Source organism: Pantoea sp. EA-12 (genome assembly GCF_030053355.1).
GTDB lineage: Bacteria > Pseudomonadota > Gammaproteobacteria > Enterobacterales > Enterobacteriaceae > Pantoea > Pantoea vagans_C.
The window spans coordinates 250,873-269,151 of sequence record NZ_JASGBY010000002.1 but is presented as its reverse complement, the minus strand read 5'-3'; the positions used below and the strand labels follow the sequence as shown (position 1 = coordinate 269,151).

General features: G+C 54.2%; 16 protein-coding genes and 1 pseudogene. 12 read left to right on the top strand and 5 right to left on the bottom strand.

The window, feature by feature from the left end; translation table 11 throughout:
* Nucleotides 1–4: 4 nt before the first annotated feature.
* The 5 genes from QMZ30_RS03900 to hisP all read left to right on the top strand — a co-directional run bounded on the left by QMZ30_RS03900 (nt 5) and on the right by hisP (nt 4,006).
* Nucleotides 5–574 carry a UbiX family flavin prenyltransferase gene (locus QMZ30_RS03900; RefSeq protein ID WP_283226470.1) on the top strand — a complete coding sequence of 190 codons (570 nt, stop codon included), beginning with the start codon at nt 5–7 and terminating at the stop codon, nt 572–574.
* Nucleotides 575–849: 275 nt separating this feature from the next.
* On the top strand, nt 850–1,632 hold the full coding sequence (gene argT, locus QMZ30_RS03895) for a lysine/arginine/ornithine ABC transporter substrate-binding protein ArgT (protein ID WP_039336448.1): 783 nt from the start codon (nt 850–852) through the stop codon (nt 1,630–1,632).
* Nucleotides 1,633–1,824: 192 nt separating this feature from the next.
* Nucleotides 1,825–2,511 carry a histidine ABC transporter permease HisQ gene (locus QMZ30_RS03890; RefSeq protein ID WP_283226469.1) on the top strand — a complete coding sequence of 229 codons (687 nt, stop codon included), beginning with the start codon at nt 1,825–1,827 and terminating at the stop codon, nt 2,509–2,511.
* Complete coding sequence (locus QMZ30_RS03885; protein ID WP_058969417.1) at nt 2,508–3,224, top strand: ABC transporter permease; 717 nt, start codon at nt 2,508–2,510, stop codon at nt 3,222–3,224. The genes QMZ30_RS03890 and QMZ30_RS03885 overlap by 4 nt, the downstream gene beginning before the upstream one ends.
* 8 nt (nt 3,225–3,232) lie before the next feature.
* Nucleotides 3,233–4,006 carry a histidine ABC transporter ATP-binding protein HisP gene (gene hisP, locus QMZ30_RS03880; protein WP_283226468.1) on the top strand — a complete coding sequence of 258 codons (774 nt, stop codon included), beginning with the start codon at nt 3,233–3,235 and terminating at the stop codon, nt 4,004–4,006.
* Nucleotides 4,007–4,177: 171 nt separating this feature from the next.
* Here the strand turns inward: hisP and QMZ30_RS03875 are convergent, their stop codons facing one another.
* Nucleotides 4,178–5,125: a sugar-binding transcriptional regulator gene (locus QMZ30_RS03875; protein WP_283226467.1), complete on the bottom strand. Its 948-nt coding sequence runs from the start codon at nt 5,123–5,125 to the stop codon at nt 4,178–4,180.
* Nucleotides 5,126–5,319: 194 nt separating this feature from the next.
* On the opposite strand from QMZ30_RS03875, the gene dalD reads away from it, so the two are divergent.
* Genes dalD through QMZ30_RS03860 form a run of 3 tightly spaced genes read left to right on the top strand, consistent with a single transcriptional unit; the run spans nt 5,320 to nt 9,488 of the window.
* Nucleotides 5,320–6,708: a D-arabinitol 4-dehydrogenase gene (dalD, locus tag QMZ30_RS03870; RefSeq protein ID WP_283226466.1), complete on the top strand. Its 1,389-nt coding sequence runs from the start codon at nt 5,320–5,322 to the stop codon at nt 6,706–6,708.
* Nucleotides 6,709–6,718: 10 nt separating this feature from the next.
* Nucleotides 6,719–8,188: a xylulokinase gene (xylB, locus tag QMZ30_RS03865; protein ID WP_283226465.1), complete on the top strand. Its 1,470-nt coding sequence runs from the start codon at nt 6,719–6,721 to the stop codon at nt 8,186–8,188.
* Nucleotides 8,189–8,207: 19 nt separating this feature from the next.
* The gene (locus tag QMZ30_RS03860) at nt 8,208–9,488 is read left to right on the top strand and encodes an MFS transporter (RefSeq protein ID WP_058969499.1); all 1,281 of its coding nucleotides are present in this window, start codon (nt 8,208–8,210) and stop codon (nt 9,486–9,488) included.
* Between the two features lie 37 nt (nt 9,489–9,525).
* On the opposite strand, the gene QMZ30_RS03855 is transcribed toward QMZ30_RS03860, so the two are convergent.
* Complete coding sequence (locus QMZ30_RS03855) at nt 9,526–10,422, bottom strand: TIGR01777 family oxidoreductase (protein ID WP_283226464.1); 897 nt, start codon at nt 10,420–10,422, stop codon at nt 9,526–9,528.
* Between the two features lie 204 nt (nt 10,423–10,626).
* Here QMZ30_RS03855 and yfcF point away from each other — a divergent pair, with 204 nt between their 5' ends.
* Together yfcF and yfcD are read left to right on the top strand one after the other, a co-directional pair.
* Entirely contained in the window at nt 10,627–11,268 is a 642-nt protein-coding gene (gene yfcF / locus QMZ30_RS03850; protein WP_058969407.1) for a glutathione transferase, read from the top strand.
* A 110-nt stretch (nt 11,269–11,378) separates the two neighbouring features.
* Nucleotides 11,379–11,912 (top strand): NUDIX hydrolase YfcD, encoded by a 534-nt coding sequence (gene yfcD / locus QMZ30_RS03845; protein WP_039336465.1) that lies wholly within the window; start codon nt 11,379–11,381, stop codon nt 11,910–11,912.
* Between the two features lie 17 nt (nt 11,913–11,929).
* On the opposite strand, the pseudogene QMZ30_RS03840 reads toward yfcD, so the two are convergent.
* The 3 genes and pseudogenes from QMZ30_RS03840 to ackA all read right to left on the bottom strand — a co-directional run bounded on the left by QMZ30_RS03840 (nt 11,930) and on the right by ackA (nt 16,833).
* Nucleotides 11,930–13,175, bottom strand: a pseudogene (locus tag QMZ30_RS03840) (IS3 family transposase).
* Between the two features lie 237 nt (nt 13,176–13,412).
* Nucleotides 13,413–15,557, bottom strand: a complete 2,145-nt coding sequence (pta, locus tag QMZ30_RS03835) for a phosphate acetyltransferase (RefSeq protein WP_283226463.1) — start codon at nt 15,555–15,557, stop codon at nt 13,413–13,415.
* Between the two features lie 73 nt (nt 15,558–15,630).
* The gene (gene ackA, locus QMZ30_RS03830; protein WP_283226462.1) at nt 15,631–16,833 is read right to left on the bottom strand and encodes an acetate kinase; all 1,203 of its coding nucleotides are present in this window, start codon (nt 16,831–16,833) and stop codon (nt 15,631–15,633) included.
* A 339-nt stretch (nt 16,834–17,172) separates the two neighbouring features.
* On the opposite strand from ackA, the gene yfbV reads away from it, so the two are divergent.
* Entirely contained in the window at nt 17,173–17,625 is a 453-nt protein-coding gene (yfbV, locus tag QMZ30_RS03825) for a terminus macrodomain insulation protein YfbV (RefSeq protein WP_039336471.1), read from the top strand.
* Nucleotides 17,626–17,776: 151 nt separating this feature from the next.
* The gene (locus QMZ30_RS03820; protein WP_283226461.1) at nt 17,777–18,271 is read left to right on the top strand and encodes a YfbU family protein; all 495 of its coding nucleotides are present in this window, start codon (nt 17,777–17,779) and stop codon (nt 18,269–18,271) included.
* Nucleotides 18,272–18,279: the final 8 nt, after the last annotated feature.

Genomic DNA, 18,279 nt, shown 5'->3' with positions numbered 1-18,279 from the left:
AATTATGAAACGACTCATCATTGGAATTTCCGGCGCCAGCGGCGCGATCTACGGCGTACGACTGTTGCAGGTGCTGCAACCGGTGGCCGATGTGGAAACTCATTTGGTGTTGAGCCCTGCTGCACGACAAACGCTGACGCTGGAAACCGACTACAGCCTGCGTGATGTTCAGTCACTGGCCGATGTGGTGCACGATGTGCGTGACATTGCCGCCAGCATCTCTTCGGGTTCATTCAAGACGCTGGGCATGGCGATTTTGCCCTGTTCGATGAAAACGCTGTCAGGGATTGTGCACAGCTACAGTGACAGTCTGCTGACGCGAGCAGCGGATGTGGTGCTGAAAGAGCAGCGTAAACTGGTACTGTGCGTACGTGAAACCCCGCTTCACCTTGGTCACTTGCGCATGATGACCACCGCCGCCGAGATGGGGGCGATGATCATGCCACCGGTGCCCGCCTTCTATCACCGCCCGCAGCGCATTGAAGATTTGATCGATCAAACGGTCAACCGCGTTATCGATCAGTTCGATATTGAGCTTCCAAAAGATCTGTTTACCCGTTGGCATGGCGCATAATGGTGCAATATTGCACTAAGCGTGTGCAAATTCGCGTGCCCGATCACTCTTCGTGCATCTTGTGCACCAAAAGTTAACAATGTCGCTTTTTCTTCCTCACGCCGCTGTTATATTTCCCTCACAAACTAAGTGCTTGCGCCGCTAAAAGGCGCGGTATTTAGTGCGTCTGAACAGGCTTTAGCCGTTTTGCATATCTGGCATGAAACCTGCAAATCATTCAGCGCAAACACACATCACGCACCATATAACAATAAGCACTTACTTGAGGGTTACCTATGAAAAAGCGAGTTCTGGCTCTTTCCCTGCTGCTGGCAATGACCAGCGCTGCGAGCGTGTTCGCTGCAGTACCGAAGACGCTGCGTATCGGGACTGACCCGACTTACCCGCCATTTGAATCTAAAAATGCGCAAGGCCAGTTAGTGGGTTTTGACATCGATCTGGCGAACGAAATTTGTAAGCGTATCCATACTAAATGCAATTACGTTGAAAGCGATTTCGATGCGCTGATCCCTTCGCTGAAAGCGAAGAAAATTGACGCCATCATCTCCTCTCTCTCTATCACGGAGAAACGTCAGGAAGAGATCGCCTTCTCAGAAAAACTGTATGCAGCTAACGCGCGTTTAGTCGCGAAAAAAGGGTCAGATTTACAACCGACCATTGAATCCTTGAAGGGCAAAAACATTGGCCTGCTGCAGGGCACCACTCAGGAAACCTACGCCAATGAAAACTGGCGTCCAAAGGGTGTCACCGTCACTCCTTACGCGAACCAGGATCTGGTGTATCAGGATCTGAATGCGGGTCGTATTGATGCGGCTTTCCAGGATGAAGTGCAGGCGAGCGAAGGCTTCCTGAAACAGCCAGTCGGTAAGGATTATGCGTTTGCTGGTCCAGCGGTTAAAGATGACAAAATCTTCGGTGTCGGTACCGGTATGGGCCTGCGCAAAGATGATGCCGATTTGAAAGCCGCTATCGATAAAGCGTTTGATGCCATGCGTAAAGATGGTACCTACGACAAAATTGCTAAGAAGTACTTTGATTTCAACGTATACGGCGATTAATTGTCCTGTTTTCTGACCTTGATGATTGATTTGCAGCAGGGTTGGTCATAACTATTCACTCCGGGCGCTTACTTATGTAAACTCCCGGGGTTCATACGCTTGCCGCCATCTACCCTGTGATTCACATCCTGGTCAGGACTGTCCGTTAGTTGGGCAGCGTTTGTTATTTTCCTTCACGACAGGATCGAACCCATGCTGTATGGCTATTCTGAAGTAATCCTCAAAGGCACCCTGGTGACCCTTGAGCTGGCACTCAGCTCGGTGGTGCTGGCTGTAGTGCTCGGCTTGATTGGCGCTGGCGCCAAACTCTCCCGTAATCGCCTGCTGGCGATGATTTTCGAAGGCTACACCACGTTGATTCGTGGGGTACCCGACCTGGTGTTGATGCTGCTGATCTTCTACGGACTGCAGATCGCATTGAACACCCTGACCGATGCATTAGGTATGGACCAGTTTGATATTGACCCGATGGTGGCCGGTATCATCACGCTGGGCTTTATTTACGGCGCTTACTTCACCGAAACCTTCCGTGGTGCATTTCTCGCCGTGCCTAAAGGGCAGATCGAAGCGGCAACCGCTTTCGGTTTCACCGGTTCGCAAACCTTCCGCCGCATTCTGTTCCCGGCGATGATGCGTTTCGCGCTGCCGGGTATTGGCAATAACTGGCAAGTTATCCTTAAAGCCACGGCGCTGGTTTCGCTGCTGGGGCTGGAAGACGTGGTGAAAGCCACGCAGCTGGCAGGGAAAAGTACCTGGCAGCCGTTCTACTTCGCGATTGTCGCGGGGGTGATTTATCTGGTGTTTACCACGCTGTCTAATGGCGTGCTGTGGTGGCTTGAACGTCGCTACACGGTGGGTGTGAAAAGGGCAGAGCTATGATCGATATTATTCAAGAGTATTGGAAACAGCTGCTCTGGACCGATGGTTACCGTTTTACTGGCGTCGCCATTACCCTGTGGTTGCTAATTCTCTCCGTGGTGATCGGGGGTTCCATGGCGGTGCTGCTGGCGATTGCCCGTGTGTCACCGAACCGCTTTATTTCGACACCTGTCTGGCTGTTCACTTATGTATTCCGCGGTACACCGCTCTACGTTCAGTTACTGGTGTTCTACTCCGGCATGTACACGCTGGAAGTGGTCAAAGGTTCGGAGTTACTCAACGCCTTTTTCCGTAGCGGTCTGAACTGTACGCTGCTGGCCTTTACCTTAAACACCTGTGCCTATACCACTGAAATCTTTGCCGGTGCGATTCGCGCTGTGCCACACGGTGAAATCGAAGCCGCCCGAGCTTATGGCTTCTCGCCGTTCAAAATGTACCGTTGCATTATCCTGCCGTCGGCACTGCGTACCGCACTGCCGGCTTACAGTAATGAAGTGATCCTGATGCTGCACTCCACCGCACTGGCGTTTACCGCCACGGTGCCGGATCTGCTGAAAATTGCGCGTGATATTAACTCGGCAACGTACCAGCCGTTTACCGCGTTTGGCATCGCTGCGGTGCTGTATCTGATTATCTCTTACGTGCTGATTAGCCTGTTCCGCAAAGCAGAACGCCGCTTCCTGGCGCACGTGAAACCTTCTTCATCGCATTGAGTATCACTATGGCTGACAACAAATTAAGCGTGACCGAACTGCACAAACGTTACGGTGAACACGAAGTTCTGAAAGGTGTATCACTGCAGGCCAATGCTGGCGATGTGATCAGCATTATTGGTTCGTCCGGTTCCGGGAAAAGTACCTTCTTACGCTGCATTAACTTCCTTGAGAAACCGAGCGAAGGCACTATTGCGGTGAACAATGAGCAGATCAACCTGGTGCGCGACACCGATGGCCAACTGAAGGTCTCTAACAAAGAGCAACTGCGCTCACTGCGTACCCGTCTGACCATGGTGTTCCAGCACTTCAATCTCTGGAGCCACATGACGGTGCTGGATAACGTCACCGAAGCGCCTATTCAGGTACTGGGACTGAGCAAAGCGGAAGCGCGTGAGCGGGCGATTAAATATCTGGATAAAGTGGGCATTGACGAACGTGCGCGCGCCAAATATCCGGTGCATCTTTCCGGGGGGCAGCAGCAACGTGTCTCGATTGCTCGTGCGTTGGCGATGGAACCTGAGGTGCTGCTGTTTGATGAACCGACCTCTGCGCTCGACCCTGAGTTAGTGGGCGAGGTTCTGCGTATCATGCAGAAGCTGGCCGAAGAGGGGAAAACCATGGTGGTGGTGACGCATGAAATGGAGTTTGCGCGCCATGTCTCTAATCATGTGATTTTCCTGCATCAGGGCAAGATTGAAGAGCAGGGCTCGCCAGATGAACTGTTTAGCAACCCGAAAAGCCCACGTTTACAGCAATTCCTGAAGGGATCGTTGAAATAATGCTACCAGGTCGCCATAAATGGCGACCCTACAGGTCACTTAGGGTGCGCATTTATGCGCACCTGGCAGAGGGTGGCATTGGTTTTGTTGACGTATTTATGCGCACCTGGCAGATGCGCCGGCATGAAAACCCGCGCGATAAATCGCGCCGCTCCGTCCCGCCGCAATGAGTCACTCCCGCAACAGCTTCAGCGCCGTATCTTCATCCGTCACCAATCCCGACACCCAGCCACCCTGTAACGCGGCACGAATCGCCGGGTACTTACGCTCGCTGCCAGAGAATCCGATGATTTTGCGCTCGGTCTGACTCTCAAGCAGGACGCTGGTAAGCAAATCATCGGTTTCTCCCCATACGCGCTCACCCTGTTGGTTGAAAAAATGTCCCAGCATCTCGCCGACCACACCACGCGCATTGAGCGCTTCAACCTGGGTATCGGTGATAAAACCTTCGGCATTTAACGGACAGCCGGGCATCACTTCACCTATGCCGACAAACGCCACATCTGCTTGCAAGGCACGATCGGTGACGCGCTGATACACCTGATGCTGAACCCACATTGCCTTGTCTTGCGGCGTGTCTGCGTACAGCGGTGCAGGAATGAAAAAGTATTTGCCCTGCATTTTCTCGGCCATCTTCAACGGCACGTCGTAACGTGTACCGGAATCATCGCGTGCAATCGCACCAATCATGGAAACGCACTGATGTTGTGGACGATCCACCCATGGCAGCGCATCAATCATTGAGCGCAGGGTTTTACCAGAACCAATACCGAACACCTGTGGCGCTTCCTCATTGATAAACTGCGACATCACCGTCGCACCTTCAACGGCCAGCATCTGCTGAATGGCGTCATCATTTAAGTTCGCCGATGGCACCACCCGGCATAAATCCAGCGCAAACTTCTCCTGCACCTCACGCGCCAGTTGCAGACAGTGCGTGACTGGATGATCGATCTTTACACTTACCATTCCCATCTCACGCGCGCTGGACACCAGGCGCTGAGCCACCTGACGTGAGATGCCTAATGCCTGAGCGATCTCCTGTTGCGTCACGCCCGCCACGTAATACATCCACGCGGCACGTGCGGCCAGCTCCTGTTTTTTCTCTTCTCTGCTCATTACGCGGTTCCGTTAAAACTGATGCGTCATCTTAGCGCGTGTTTTACGAAAAGCACTAACTGAGCAAAAGCCCTAAAAAAGAGCAAAAGTATTAATTGTGATGCGGTTCGCAGATCGATCGTCGGATGGCAGCCTATGCTACGCGACATCGGGCAAATGCCCTTTCTTGTGGCAAATGTTTAATTGAGGCGATTATGACCAATCAATCAGTGTGGATGCACATCGGCGCGGGATCATTTCATCGGGCACATCAGGCGTGGTATCTGCACAAATTGCGTGAGCAGGGCGATGACAGTTGGAGCATTGCGCTGGGTAACATTCGCAATGATGCGGTGCCACTGCTGAACCAGCTTGCGGCACAGCAGGGAGAGTATGTGCTCGAAACCGTAACGCCGGATGGCGAGCGAGCCTACGAGACCATCACCTCTTTGCGCAAAATCCTGCCGTGGGATAGCGAAATCAGTGCGCTGGTGCTGCAGGGCGCTCAGCCTGAAACGCGCGTGATTGGTTTCACCGTGACCGAAGCGGGCTATTATCTGACGCCAGAGCATCAGCTGGATCTCAGCCAGCCGGATGTGCAGGCCGATCTCGGCGGCGATATTCGGACGATTTACGGTGCACTCAGCCGCATCCTGACGCAGCGAGTGGCGCAGGGCGGGACAGCGGTAACGCTACTCAACTGCGACAACCTGCGTCACAACGGTGAACGCTTCCGAGAGGGGTTCCTGGCCTTTCTGACCGCCAAAGGCGACAGCGCACTGGCTGATTGGGTGCGTACTCACACCACTTCGCCGAACACCATGGTGGACCGCATCACACCCCGCCCAACACCAGATGTGGCGGAGCGAGTCAAAGCCGCCACCGGTAAGCAGGATGGTGCGGCGGTGATGGCAGAATCCTTTATTCAGTGGGTGATCGAGGATGACTTTATTGCGGGTCGCCCGGCGCTCGAAAACGTCGGCGTGGAGCTGGTGGAGTCGGTACTGCCTTGGGAAGAGGCAAAAATCCGCATCCTCAATGCCACCCATGCGGCGATTGCCTGGGCAGGCACGCTGATCGGTCTCAACTATATCGATGACAGCACGCGTCATCCGGCGATCTACCAACTGGCACACGACTATGTAACCCAGGATGTGATCCCTTCACTGTCACCCAGCCCTCTGGATCTGGCCGATTACCGCGATGTGGTGCTGGCTCGCTTTAGCAATCCCTATATCAAAGACACCAATCAGCGTGTCGGCGCTGATGGCTTATCGAAGATTCCAGGCATGGTGACGCCGACGCTGCGCGAATGCTACCAGCGTGGTGTACAGCCCACAGCAACGGCAGCCATTCCGGCACTGTTCTTCCTGTTTATGCAGCGCTGGGCCAAAGAGGATCTGCCTTACACCTACCAGGACGGTGCACTGCAGGCTGATGCGTTGCGTCAACAGTTTGCCAGCAGCGATCCATTGCAGGCTTTCCTCAGTGATAGCGCGCTGTTTGCGGAACTGGCCAACGATAAGGCGTTTCACGCATTAGTTGCTCGCCGTGTCGAAGGGTTGCAGCAGTGGCTGAAACAGCCCGAACTGGCTGCGGTGTAAGGGGCGCACTATGTATCTCGGTATCGATATTGGCACCTCTGAACTCAAGGCTCTGATCATCAACACGCAGGGTGAAATCGTGGCATCACAGCACGCAACCTTGAGTGTGCAACGCCCGCATCCGCACTGGGCAGAACAGGATCCCGAACGCTGGTGGCAAGCTTGCACCGAGGTGCTGGCCGGTTTACGGCAGCAGTCACCGGCGGCATGGTCAGCGGTGCGCGCCATCGGCTTATCGGGCCAGATGCATGGTGCGGTGCTGCTGGACGCTGACGGCAAGGTGCTGCGTCCTTGCATCTTGTGGAACGACACGCGCAGTGCCGCACAGTGTGAGGTGCTACGCAAGTGCTATCCGCAGATGATGGCGATCAGCGGCAATATGATCATGCCGGGTTTCACCGCGCCAAAATTGCGCTGGGTGGCAGAGCAGGAGCCAGAGGTCTTTAGTCGAATCGATAAGGTGTTGTTGCCGAAGGATTACCTGCGCTGGCGTCTCACCGGGCATTTTGTCAGTGAACCTTCCGATGCCGCCGGCACGCTGTGGCTCGATGTGGCGCAGCGTGACTGGTCTGATGAACTGCTGGCGATCACCGGCCTGACGCGTGCACAGATGCCAGAACTGGTGGAAGGCAGCGCCGTCAGCGGCAGTCTGAAACCGGCGTTGGCGAGTGAGTGGGGCTTGTCCACGTCGGTGACGGTGGCGGGCGGTGGTGGCGACAATGCCGCATCCGCGGTGGGTGTCGGGGCGGTTAATCCCGGCGATGCTTTTATTTCGTTGGGCACCTCCGGTGTGATTTTCGTGGTGAATGACCGTTTACAGGCTGATCCCCAATCCGGCGTGCATGCTTTCTGCCATGCGCTGCCGGGACGCTGGCATCAGATGAGCGTGATGCTCAGTGCAGCCAGTTGCCTGCGCTGGCTGTGTAATCTACTGGCGGTCAGCGAAAGTCAGTTAATGGAGGAGATGGCACAGCTCACGGCTGAACAGCGACGTCAGGCACCGCTTTTTCTGCCTTACCTTTCCGGTGAGCGGACTCCGCACAACGATCCCGATGCATCGGGTTCCTTCTTTAATCTGCGCCACGAAACCCCTCGTGCCCTATTAGGTTATGCCGTGATTGAAGGCGTGGCGTTTGGACTGGCGGATGGTCTCGCCGTGTTGGGTGATGCCCAGCATCAGATTCAACAATGCAGTCTGACCGGCGGTGGCGCGCGCAGCACGTTGTGGGCGCAACTGATTGCTGATGTGCTGCAACTGCCGATAGTGACCCATCCAGCCAGTGCCTCGGGCGCGCTGGGTGCCGCGCGTCTGGCATGGCTGGCGGATGGTGGGTACGAACATGAGGTGTGCCTGAAACCGGCTGTGCAGGCGCGTTATCAGCCCGATACGGCGCAAGCTGGAATGCTGCAACAGCGGCTGCGTGCGTTCCGCGAACTCTACATTCAACAGCAATGGGTGCGCCAGTTGCTGCCTGCATAACGAACAGAGGATGATGGTGATGCAATCGAACGAATACTGGTTTGGCTTACCGAAGAAGATGTTTTGGGGCTTCCTCGCTATCGCGATTTTCATGGCGGGTGATGGCTTCGAAATGGCGTTCCTGTCACGCCATATTACCGATATGGGCTTCTCGCCTGCGCAGTCTGCGCTGGTGTTTACTTTCTACGGCCTGGCGGCCGCGCTGGCGGCCTGGGCATCCGGTGTGGTGGCCGAATTGATCACCCCGCAGCGCGCGATGATGATCGGTTTTGTGCTGTGGATTGTGATGCATGCGCTGTTTATGACGCTGGGTCTCGGCCTGCGCAACTACCCCTTGATGGTGCTGTTCTACGGTATTCGCGGGCTGGCTTATCCGCTGTTTATCTACTCGTTTATGATGATGCTGGTGCAGGTATTACCGCGCGAGAAACTGGCGGCCGCCACGGGCTGGTTCTGGGCGATGTATTCTGTAGGTATCGGCGTGGTCGGCAGTTATCTGCCAAGTCTGACCATTCCGATGCTGGGTGAAACGGGGACGTTATGGCTGGCGATCATCTGGGTGGCCTGCGGCGGTGTGCTGGCGTACTTTAGTCTGCGCAATGTGCCGGTGGATCGCTCCCGTGTCAACCTGCCGATGCGTGACAAAATGACGGAGATGTCGCGTGCGGTGACCATTCTGTTCACCAATCAGCATGTGTTCTACGCTTGCCTGATCCGCATCATCAACACGCTGTCGCTGTTTGGTTTTGCCATCATCATGCCGTTGCTGTTTGTCGATCGTCTCGGCTTCACCATCTCTGAGTGGCTGCAGATTTGGGCGGTATTCTTCTTTGTCACCATCTTCACCAACATCTTCTGGGGTATTACCGGCGAGAAACTGGGCTGGATCCGTCAGGTGCGCTGGTTTGGCTGCCTTGGTATGGCCATCTCCAGTTTAATGTTCTACTACCTGCCGCTGTATGTCGGGCATAACTTCTGGGTGGCGCTGATCCCTGCGGTAATGTTGGGCATTTTTGTGGCGGCGTTTGTGCCCATGACGGCGGTGTTCCCCACGCTGGAACCCCATCATAAAGGCGCGGCGGTGTCGATTTACAACCTGTCGGCGGGTCTGAGTAATTTTGTCGCACCCGCCATCGCGTCAGTGATGCTGCCGTTCTTCGATATTGTGGGGGTAGTGTGGGCCTACACCGCACTGTATGTGTTTGCCGGCGTGTTGACCTTCATCATTCGCGTGCCGCAGCCGGGGCATACCCGTGAAGAGAAAGTCGTGAAATCACGCGTTGCGGAGCAGCGCAGTTGAAGCAAGCCCGGTGCGTAGAGCTACGCACCGGGTCATTTCATCCCGCCACATCCTGCAAGGCTTCCTGTAAATCGTACCAGCGGAAGCCAAAGCCGGACTCCTCCAGCCGTTTCGGTAACACATGTTGCCCACCCAGCACCAACACGGCCGATTCACCCATCATCAGTTTGATGGCGCTGGCGGGTGTGCGCATAAATGCCGGGCGATGCATCACGTGGCCCAGGGTCGCGGCAAACTGCTCATTACGCACCGCATAAGGTGCCACCATATTAAACGGGCCATTCAGGTCATTATTATCAATCAACCAGATGATGGCGTTCACCAGATCATCAATGTGGATCCACGGCAAATACTGCTTACCACTGCCTAACGGGCCACCTACGCCCAGCTTAAAAGGCAGCTTCATTTTTGCCAGCGCACCGCCTTCTGCTGCCAGTACCACCCCAGTGCGCAACAAGCAGACGCGAGTCTGTTCACTCTGTGCGTTCATAGCCAGGCGCTCCCAGCGGGCGCACAGGGCATGAGTGAACTCATCGTGCCCGGGATCGTCTTCAGTCAGCACCAGATCGCCGGTATCACCGTAAAAGCCGGTGGCAGAGCCGGAGATTAAAAAATGCGGTGGATGGCTGCTGGCATGGATCAGCGAAACAATCTGTTCGGTGATCTGCCAGCGGCTTTCACACAGCCGCTGCTTCTGTTGTTCGGTCCAGCGTTTGTCGGCGATAGGTTCGCCTGCCAGGTTAATAACGCCATCAATGCCGTTGAGGTCGGATTGCTGGTTGATGCCAGACCAGAGTGATACGCGTGGATCGAGTTTCTCGCGCGCTGTGGCGACATCACGAGTCACAACATTAACCTGATGTCCGAGCAATAGCAGGCGAGGAATCAGGTGGCGACCAATCAGGCCGGTGCCGCCGGTAATAAGCAGGTGCATTGTGAGCCTCCTTGTAATTTATTTTCTGCTCAGAATTGAGCATAGAAGAGAAGCGCAGGTGTAGCGTGACCCGGCTTACGCTAATGAAGAAAAAGGGAAAGTCTGCGCTGGTCTTAAGGATAAAGATCCGACCAGCACACCATTGCCTTAGCAGATAAAAATCGGTAAACAGGAAGCACACCTGACGCTTATTTGAGGCATCCGATGAATTATCCCACTATCACCTTGTGGACCGATGCGTCCTTTTTCAGCCCCTATGCGATGTCGGTTTATGTTGCACTCACTGAGAAAGGTATCCCATTCACCTTAAAGCGAGTGGATTTGTCGCAGAATGCGCAGCTTGATGATGACTATCGTGCTCTGTCGCTGACCTGCCGTGTGCCTACGCTACAAATTGATGACCTGGTCCTCAATGAATCTTCGGCGATTGCGGAATATCTTGAAGAGCGTTTTCCTGCGCCGGAATTTGAGCGTCTCTACCCGCGTGACCGTGAAAAGCGTGCCCATGCACGTGAAGTGCAGGCGTGGTTGCGCAGTGATCTCATGGCACTGCGCGCCGAACGTCCCACTGAGGTGCTGTTTGCGGGGGAACGGTTTGCGCCGTTGTCGGCGGCAGGAGAGCAGGCCGCGAGCAAGCTGATTGCCGCGGTACAGCGTCTGTTGCCGGAAGGGCAGCAAAACCTGTTTGGCGAGTGGTCTATTGCGGATACCGACCTGGCGGTGATGATTAACCGCCTGGCGTTACATGGCGATATGCTGCCAGTGAAATTGCAGCATTATGCCGAGTTCCAGTGGCAGCGTGCATCCGTCCAGCTATGGTTGTCCGAATCAGGTAAATCGCGCTAAGCACGAAGAGCCTTGCGGAGGCCAAAAGAACGCTTTACCTTACCGCACATTCTAATAAGGCATCGCAAACAGGCGCGTGCTGGGCACGCCGAAAACAGAAAGGGTTACGGATGGTGGATCAAACGGCAGATAACGGTATCGAGTGGGTTGATATCGTTAGTGAAGAGAACGAGGTCATTGCGCAGGCCAGCCGTGCGCAGATGCGTGCGCAGAATCTGCGCCATCGTGCTACCTATATCGTGGTGCATGATGGTATGGGTAAAATTCTGGTGCAGCGTCGCACGGAAATCAAAGACTTCATGCCGGGTATGCTGGATGCCACCGCAGGTGGTGTCGTGCAGAGTGGTGAAGACCTGCTGGAATCCGCGCGCCGTGAAGCGGAAGAAGAGCTCGGTATCGCCGCTGTACCCTTTGCCGAACACGGTAAATTCTACTTCGAAGACCAACACTGCCGCGTTTGGGGTGGATTGTTCAGCTGCGTTTCTCATGGCCCGTTTGCCATGCAGGAAGAGGAGGTGGATGAGGTGTTTTGGATGACGCCGGAGGAAATTACCGCGCGCTGTGATGAATTCACCGATGATTCGCTGAAGGCTGTATCGCTATGGCTGAGCCGCAACAGCGATGCCACGCGTAGCCAGTCCTGAATTTAGCTTAGCTATGACTAGTCCTGGTATAGGTTGACACTTTTCAGTTATCTAACGCCCGATGAACTTCATCGGGCGTTTTGTATTGTAGCGACATATGAGGCCGTTGCGTGTTGTAGATTTCTACTGACTCTCTGACCATCGTTCTTGCCTGTTCTATATCCTCCGGCTTCACGAGCAGATATTCCGTTTTTAATATCCCGTTTACCCGTTCTGCCAGCGCATTCTGGTAACAGTCGTAACCATCCGTCATTGAGCACATGATGCCGTGTCGTTTATGCAACGCCTGATATTCCTCAGAGCAGTACTGGATGCCCCTGTCTGAGTGATGGACCAGCGGAAGCGATGTCCGTCTGCTCCCCAGCGCCATCCTGAACGCGCAGGCAACGTGCCGGGCATGCAGGCTGTCATGGACATGATATCCCACTATTTTTCTCGACCAGGCATCTGTTACCAGGCTGACATAGGCTGTTCCCTCCCGCAACGGGAGATAAGTGATATCGGCCACCCACACCTGTTCCGGGCGGCTGGCTTTCACCTGATTTACACCGCTTTTCAGCAAATTGGGGTGGCGATAAAAACGATGATGACTATGGGTCGTTTTATGATATGCCCGCTCAGGGACTATCAGAAGCCGGGCGCTACGCAGTATCTGGAACAGGCGATCACGCCCCACATGTGACGCCGCCTCCGGCTGTCGCCACAGCAGATGATGGAGCTTACGAGTACCCAGCCGGGGTTGATGCAGGCGGATGGCGACCACCTGCTGCACGATATGTCGGGTTTGTTGCTCTCTGTCTTCTTCCCGCTTCAGAAACTGATACCACGCCTGCCGGCTGAACCCCATCAACCGGCAGGCTCGCGTCACTGTCAGTTTCGGTGTTTGTGCTTGCGTGATAAGGAAGTTAACTGCTTTTTTGTCAGTGTGGCTCCGAACTCAGTATTCATCACCCTTACGACGGCCTCAAAGAACTGGGCTTTGACTTCAGATTCAGCCAGCTGCTGTTCCAGTTCTTTAATCCGCTGTTCAGGCGTCAGGGGCGTTTCCGGCATATTGGCTCCACAATTTCTTACAGAAGGGAGTGTGAGCCAGTCGAGTTGACCGTATTTTCTGAGCCAGTTCAGGACGGTGTGGCTGCCCTGAATACCATAGCGGTCTTGTGCCTGGCGATAGGTCATTTCGCCTTTTTCGACTTGCTCAACGACAGATAATTTAAAGGATAGAGGGTAATCGCGTTGCGTGCGTTTAACATACTGGTTCATCACATCTTCCTCAGTGGGTGAGTAAAATGTGTCAACGCTATTCAGGACGGGTCACTAGGATGAAATAAAGGCGCCGAAAGGCGCCTTTATACCCTTCATACTTCAAGTTGCAGGTGCGTTGGCTACGTGCATTCACCTCAGTCACTTACTTCAGTAAGCTCCTGAGGATTCATGCACTTGCCGCCTTCCTGAAACCCGAATTATTTTGGGTATATATTTTTCTCAGGGGAGAAAGCCTTAGCCTTCTGCCTGCTGTGACTGAATCGCGGTCAACGCGATGGTGTAGACAATGTCATCCACCAGGGCACCACGAGACAGGTCATTGACTGGCTTACGCATGCCTTGCAGCATCGGCCCGATGGAGATCAGGTCTGCAGAACGCTGTACCGCTTTGTAAGTGGTGTTACCGGTGTTCAGATCCGGGAAGATGAACACGGTCGCACGACCCGCAACCGCGGAGTTTGGCGCTTTAGATTTGGCCACGTCTTCCATGATAGCGGCGTCATACTGCAGTGGACCATCAATCACCAGGTCAGGACGTTTTTCCTGAGCGATACGCGTGGCTTCACGTACTTTCTCAACGTCGCTACCTGCACCTGAGTTACCGGTGGAGTAAGAGATCATCGCCACACGTGGATCGATGCCAAAGGCTTTGGCGGAGTCGGCGGACTGAATGGCGATTTCTGCCAGCTGCTCTGGATTCGGGTCGGGGTTGATGGCGCAGTCGCCGTAAACCAGCACCTGCTCCGGCAGCAGCATGAAGAAGACGGAAGAGACCAGCGAGCTGTTCGGTGCGGTTTTGATCAACTGCAACGGCGGACGAATGGTGTTGGCCGTGGTGTGAACCGCACCAGACACCAAACCGTCCACTTCACCCCGCTCCAGCATCATGGTGCCGAGCATCACGTTATCTTCCAGCTGCTCCTGCGCAACCACTTCGGTCATGCCTTTGCTCTTACGCAGCTCAACCAGGCGCGGCACATAGTTTTCACGTACCACTTCAGGATCGACAATCTCAATGCCTTGGCCCAAAACAACGCCCTGAGCAGCGGCAACGCGCTGGATCTCATCCGGATTGCCCAACAGTACACAAGAGGCAATGCCGCGCTCGGCACAAATCGCGGCCGCTTTTACGGTGCGCGGCTCGTCGCCTTCTGGCAGCACGATACGTTTGCCCGCTTTGCGCGCCAGTTCGGTGAGCTGATAACGGAATGCCGGAGGTGACAGGCGGCGGCTGCGTTCAGAGGTGGACGTCAGTGATTCAACCCAGTCTGCATCGATGTAGCTGGCGACGTACTCCTGCACTTTCTCAATGCGTTGGGTATCATCCGCCGGCACTTCCAGATTGAAGCTCTGCAGGCTAAGGGAGGTCTGCCAGGTGTTGGTTTTCACCATAAACACTGGCAGGCCAGTCTGGAAGGCACGTTCGCACAGGCGCGCGATCGGCGCTTCAATCTGGTAACCGCCGGTCAGCAGCACCGCACCAATCTCAATGCCGTTCATCGCGGCCAGGCAAGCTGCCACCAACACATCAGGACGGTCAGCCGATGTCACCAGCAGTGAGCCAGGGCGGAAATGCTCCAGCATGTGCGGGATACTACGGGCACAGAATGTCACGGATTTCACGCGACGCGTCTGGATCTCACCTTCGTTGATGATGTCTGCATTCAGATGGCGGCACATGTCGATGGCGCGAGTCGCAATCAGATCAAAGCTCCATGGCACGCAGCCGAGAATAGGCAGCGGGCTGTTGGCAAACAGCTGCTTAGGATCGATATTGGCGATATTGGCTTTGGTTGAGTCATCAAAGATTTCAGACAGGTCAGGGCGGGTACGGCCTTGCTCATCCACGGGCGCATTCAGTTTATTGATGATCACGCCGGTGATATTTTTGTTCTTGCTGCCGCCGAAGCTACTTTGCGTCAGTTCGATACGCTCTTTCAGCTGAGCAGGGGAATCGTTACCCAGTGCGGTGACAAAGACAATTTCAGCATTCAGGGTTTTGGCGATTTCATAGTTCAGCGCGGAAGCGAATTGGTGCTTGCGCGTCGGCACTAAACCTTCTACCAGTACCACTTCAGCATCCTGAGCATTGGCATGGTAATTAGCGATGATCTCTTCCATCAACACGTCTTGCTGGTTTGAACCCAGCAGCGACTCAACGCGCGACATCTGCAGCGGTTCAGCGGCAGGAATGGCGGAGTTTTTACGGATGATGGTGGTGGTCTGATCGGGCGCATCGCCGCCCGCACGTGGCTGGGCAATTGGCTTGAACACGCTCAGGCGGACGCCTTTGCGCTCCATGGCACGGATCACGCCGAGGCTGACGCTGGTCAGGCCGACGCTGGTGCCGGTGGGGATGAGCATGATTGTACGTGACACTATAGAAACCTCTCAGGTGTTGCAGACGAGCTAAAACAACTCCGTCAGCCTGGGCTGACGGAGAGAAGTGTGGTTAGGCAGTGAGACGCGCGGCGTCCTGGGCGATGACCAACTCTTCGTTGGTTGGGATCACCACAGCCGGGCGAGTGCCTTCTTTGTTGATAAAGCCAGACTTGCCGAAGCGTGCCGCCAGATTGCGCTCGTGATCCACTTCGAAGCCCAACAGGCCCAGTTTCGCCAGTGACAGCTCACGCACCATTGCCGCATTTTCACCAATACCGCCGGTGAAGACCACGGCATCCAGACGGCCTTCCATCAGTGAAGTGTAGCTACCGATGTATTTCGCCAGGCGGTGGCAGAACACATCCATCGCACGCTTGGCATCTTCTTTGGTCGCGTAGTTGTCTTCAACATAGCGGCAATCGCTGGTGACTTCGGTCAGACCTAACAGGCCTGACTCTTTGGTCAACAACTTGTTGATTGCGTCAACGGTCATGCCCAGTGCGTCATGCAAGAAGAACACGATAGCGGGATCGATATCGCCGCTACGAGTTCCCATCACCAGGCCTTCCAGCGGGGTCAAACCCATTGAGGTATCCACGCACTGACCATTGCGGATTGCCGCAACAGAACCGCCGTTGCCCAAGTGGCAGGTAATGATGTTCAGCTCATTAACCGGCTTGTTAAGCATTTTTGCGGCTTCCTGCGTCACATAGTAGTGACTGGTACCGTGTGCGCCATAGCGACGGACGCCGTGCTCTTTGTACAATTTGTACGGCAGTGCATAAAGATAGGACTCTTCCGGCATTGTCTGATGGAATGCTGTATCAAAAACCGCCACATTCTTATCCGACAGATGCGGGAAGTTCTTCATGGCTTCGTCGATGCCGATCAAATGCGCCGGGTTATGCAGCGGGGCAAAAGATGAAGCATCTTTGATGCCTTGAACCACGGATTCGTCGATGATGACAGATTGAGTCAACTGCTCGCCGCCGTGAACAATACGATGGCCGATTGCAGCGATTTGTGCCGAGAGCTCTGGTTTTTGTGCCAGAATGGATTTAACGATGAAGTTCAGGGCTTCACTATGTGCCGCGCCTGCGCCCAGAGGAGCTTCCTGTTTGCTGCCTTCCAGTTTCCACTTGATACGTGCTTCAGGTAAATGGAAACACTCTGCCAGACCTGACAAGTATTCGTCACCGGTAGCAGGGTTAAGGATGGCAAACTTTAAAGAGGAGCTGCCGCAGTTCAGAACCAGTACTAACTTCGTCGACATGGAAGTACCTATTGATTAAATAGTGGCTAAAAATAACGCAATCAGACTAACAGCGTAGCCCATGAATGCTGGTAGATTAATGATTAACATCATGCGGTAGTCAAAAAGAGACCGACATGCAAAAAAATTTTGGTAATTTTACGCAGATTTTTGAAATCCGCTTAGCGAAACATGGCTCTAAACCGCTCTTTAATTGAGCTGAAGCTTCCGGTAATGTTGCTAAATCGGCGTCAGAATATCTGGTGTCACCCGCAAAGACAAAAATTTTTGAAGCGTGTCACGTAAAGTTGTGTAGTTATCAGTTTATTTTAAACATTACAGAATTAGTTGAGGTCTATCATGGCGAATGATGCAAGTAATCCAGGCTGGTTCGGCTTATTTCAGCGCGGCCAGCACTACATGAAGACCTGGCCAGCCGACAAACGCTTGGCGCCAATGTTCCCTGAAAATCGTGTGGTGACGGCAACCCGTTTTGCCATTCGCTTTATGCCACCTTTAGCGATTTTTACCCTGACATGGCAAATCGCCATGGGCGGCCAGCTCGGCCCGGCGATCGCGACTGCGCTCTTTGCCTGCAGTTTACCGATGCAAGGGTTGTGGTGGTTGGGTAAACGCTCAGTCACACCATTACCCCCCACGTTGCTGCACTGGTTCCACGAAGTGCGGAGTAAACTGGAAGAGGCGGGTCAGGCTATCGCACCGGTTGATGGCAAGCCCACCTATCAGGCATTGGCAGACGTGCTCAAACGGGCATTTAAGCAACTCGATCGTACTTTCCTGGACGATCTTTGATAGATGCACGCTACGCTTACGCAGAGAATGTGTGCTTGATCCCGGTCTAAATCAAAGAAAAGTGGTGTGAACGCACACGCATCACTTTCCTTGTGTAATCATTTCTACATCGTTTAAATCTTAAGCGGCCGTAATAGCCCGGGAGAGAACCATGGAAATGACCCACGCACAGCGACTCATCCTTTCCAATCAGTACAAAATGATGGCCATGCTGGAGCCGGATAACGCCGAGCGCTATCGTCGTTATCAAACCATTATTGAACGTGGTTACGGGCTGCAACTGCGCGAACTGGATAAAGAGTTCGGCGAATTAACCGAAGCAACCTGTCGCCAGCTTATCGACATTATGGAAATGCACCACGCACTGCATGTTTCCTGGTCGAACCTGAAAGAACCTCATACCCTCGAAGAGCGCCGTTTGGCGTTTCTCGGTTTTGATGCCGCAACCGAAGCGCGCTATCTCGGCTATGTGCGCTTTATGGTGAATGTGGAAGGGCGCTATACCCATTTCGATTCCGGCTCGCACGGCTTCAATGCGCAAACCCCGATGTGGGAAAAATACCAACGTATGCTGGCAGTGTGGCACACTTGTCCGCGTCAGTATCATCTTAGCGCGAATGAAATTGCGCAGATTCTCAATGCCTGAATAAGGAG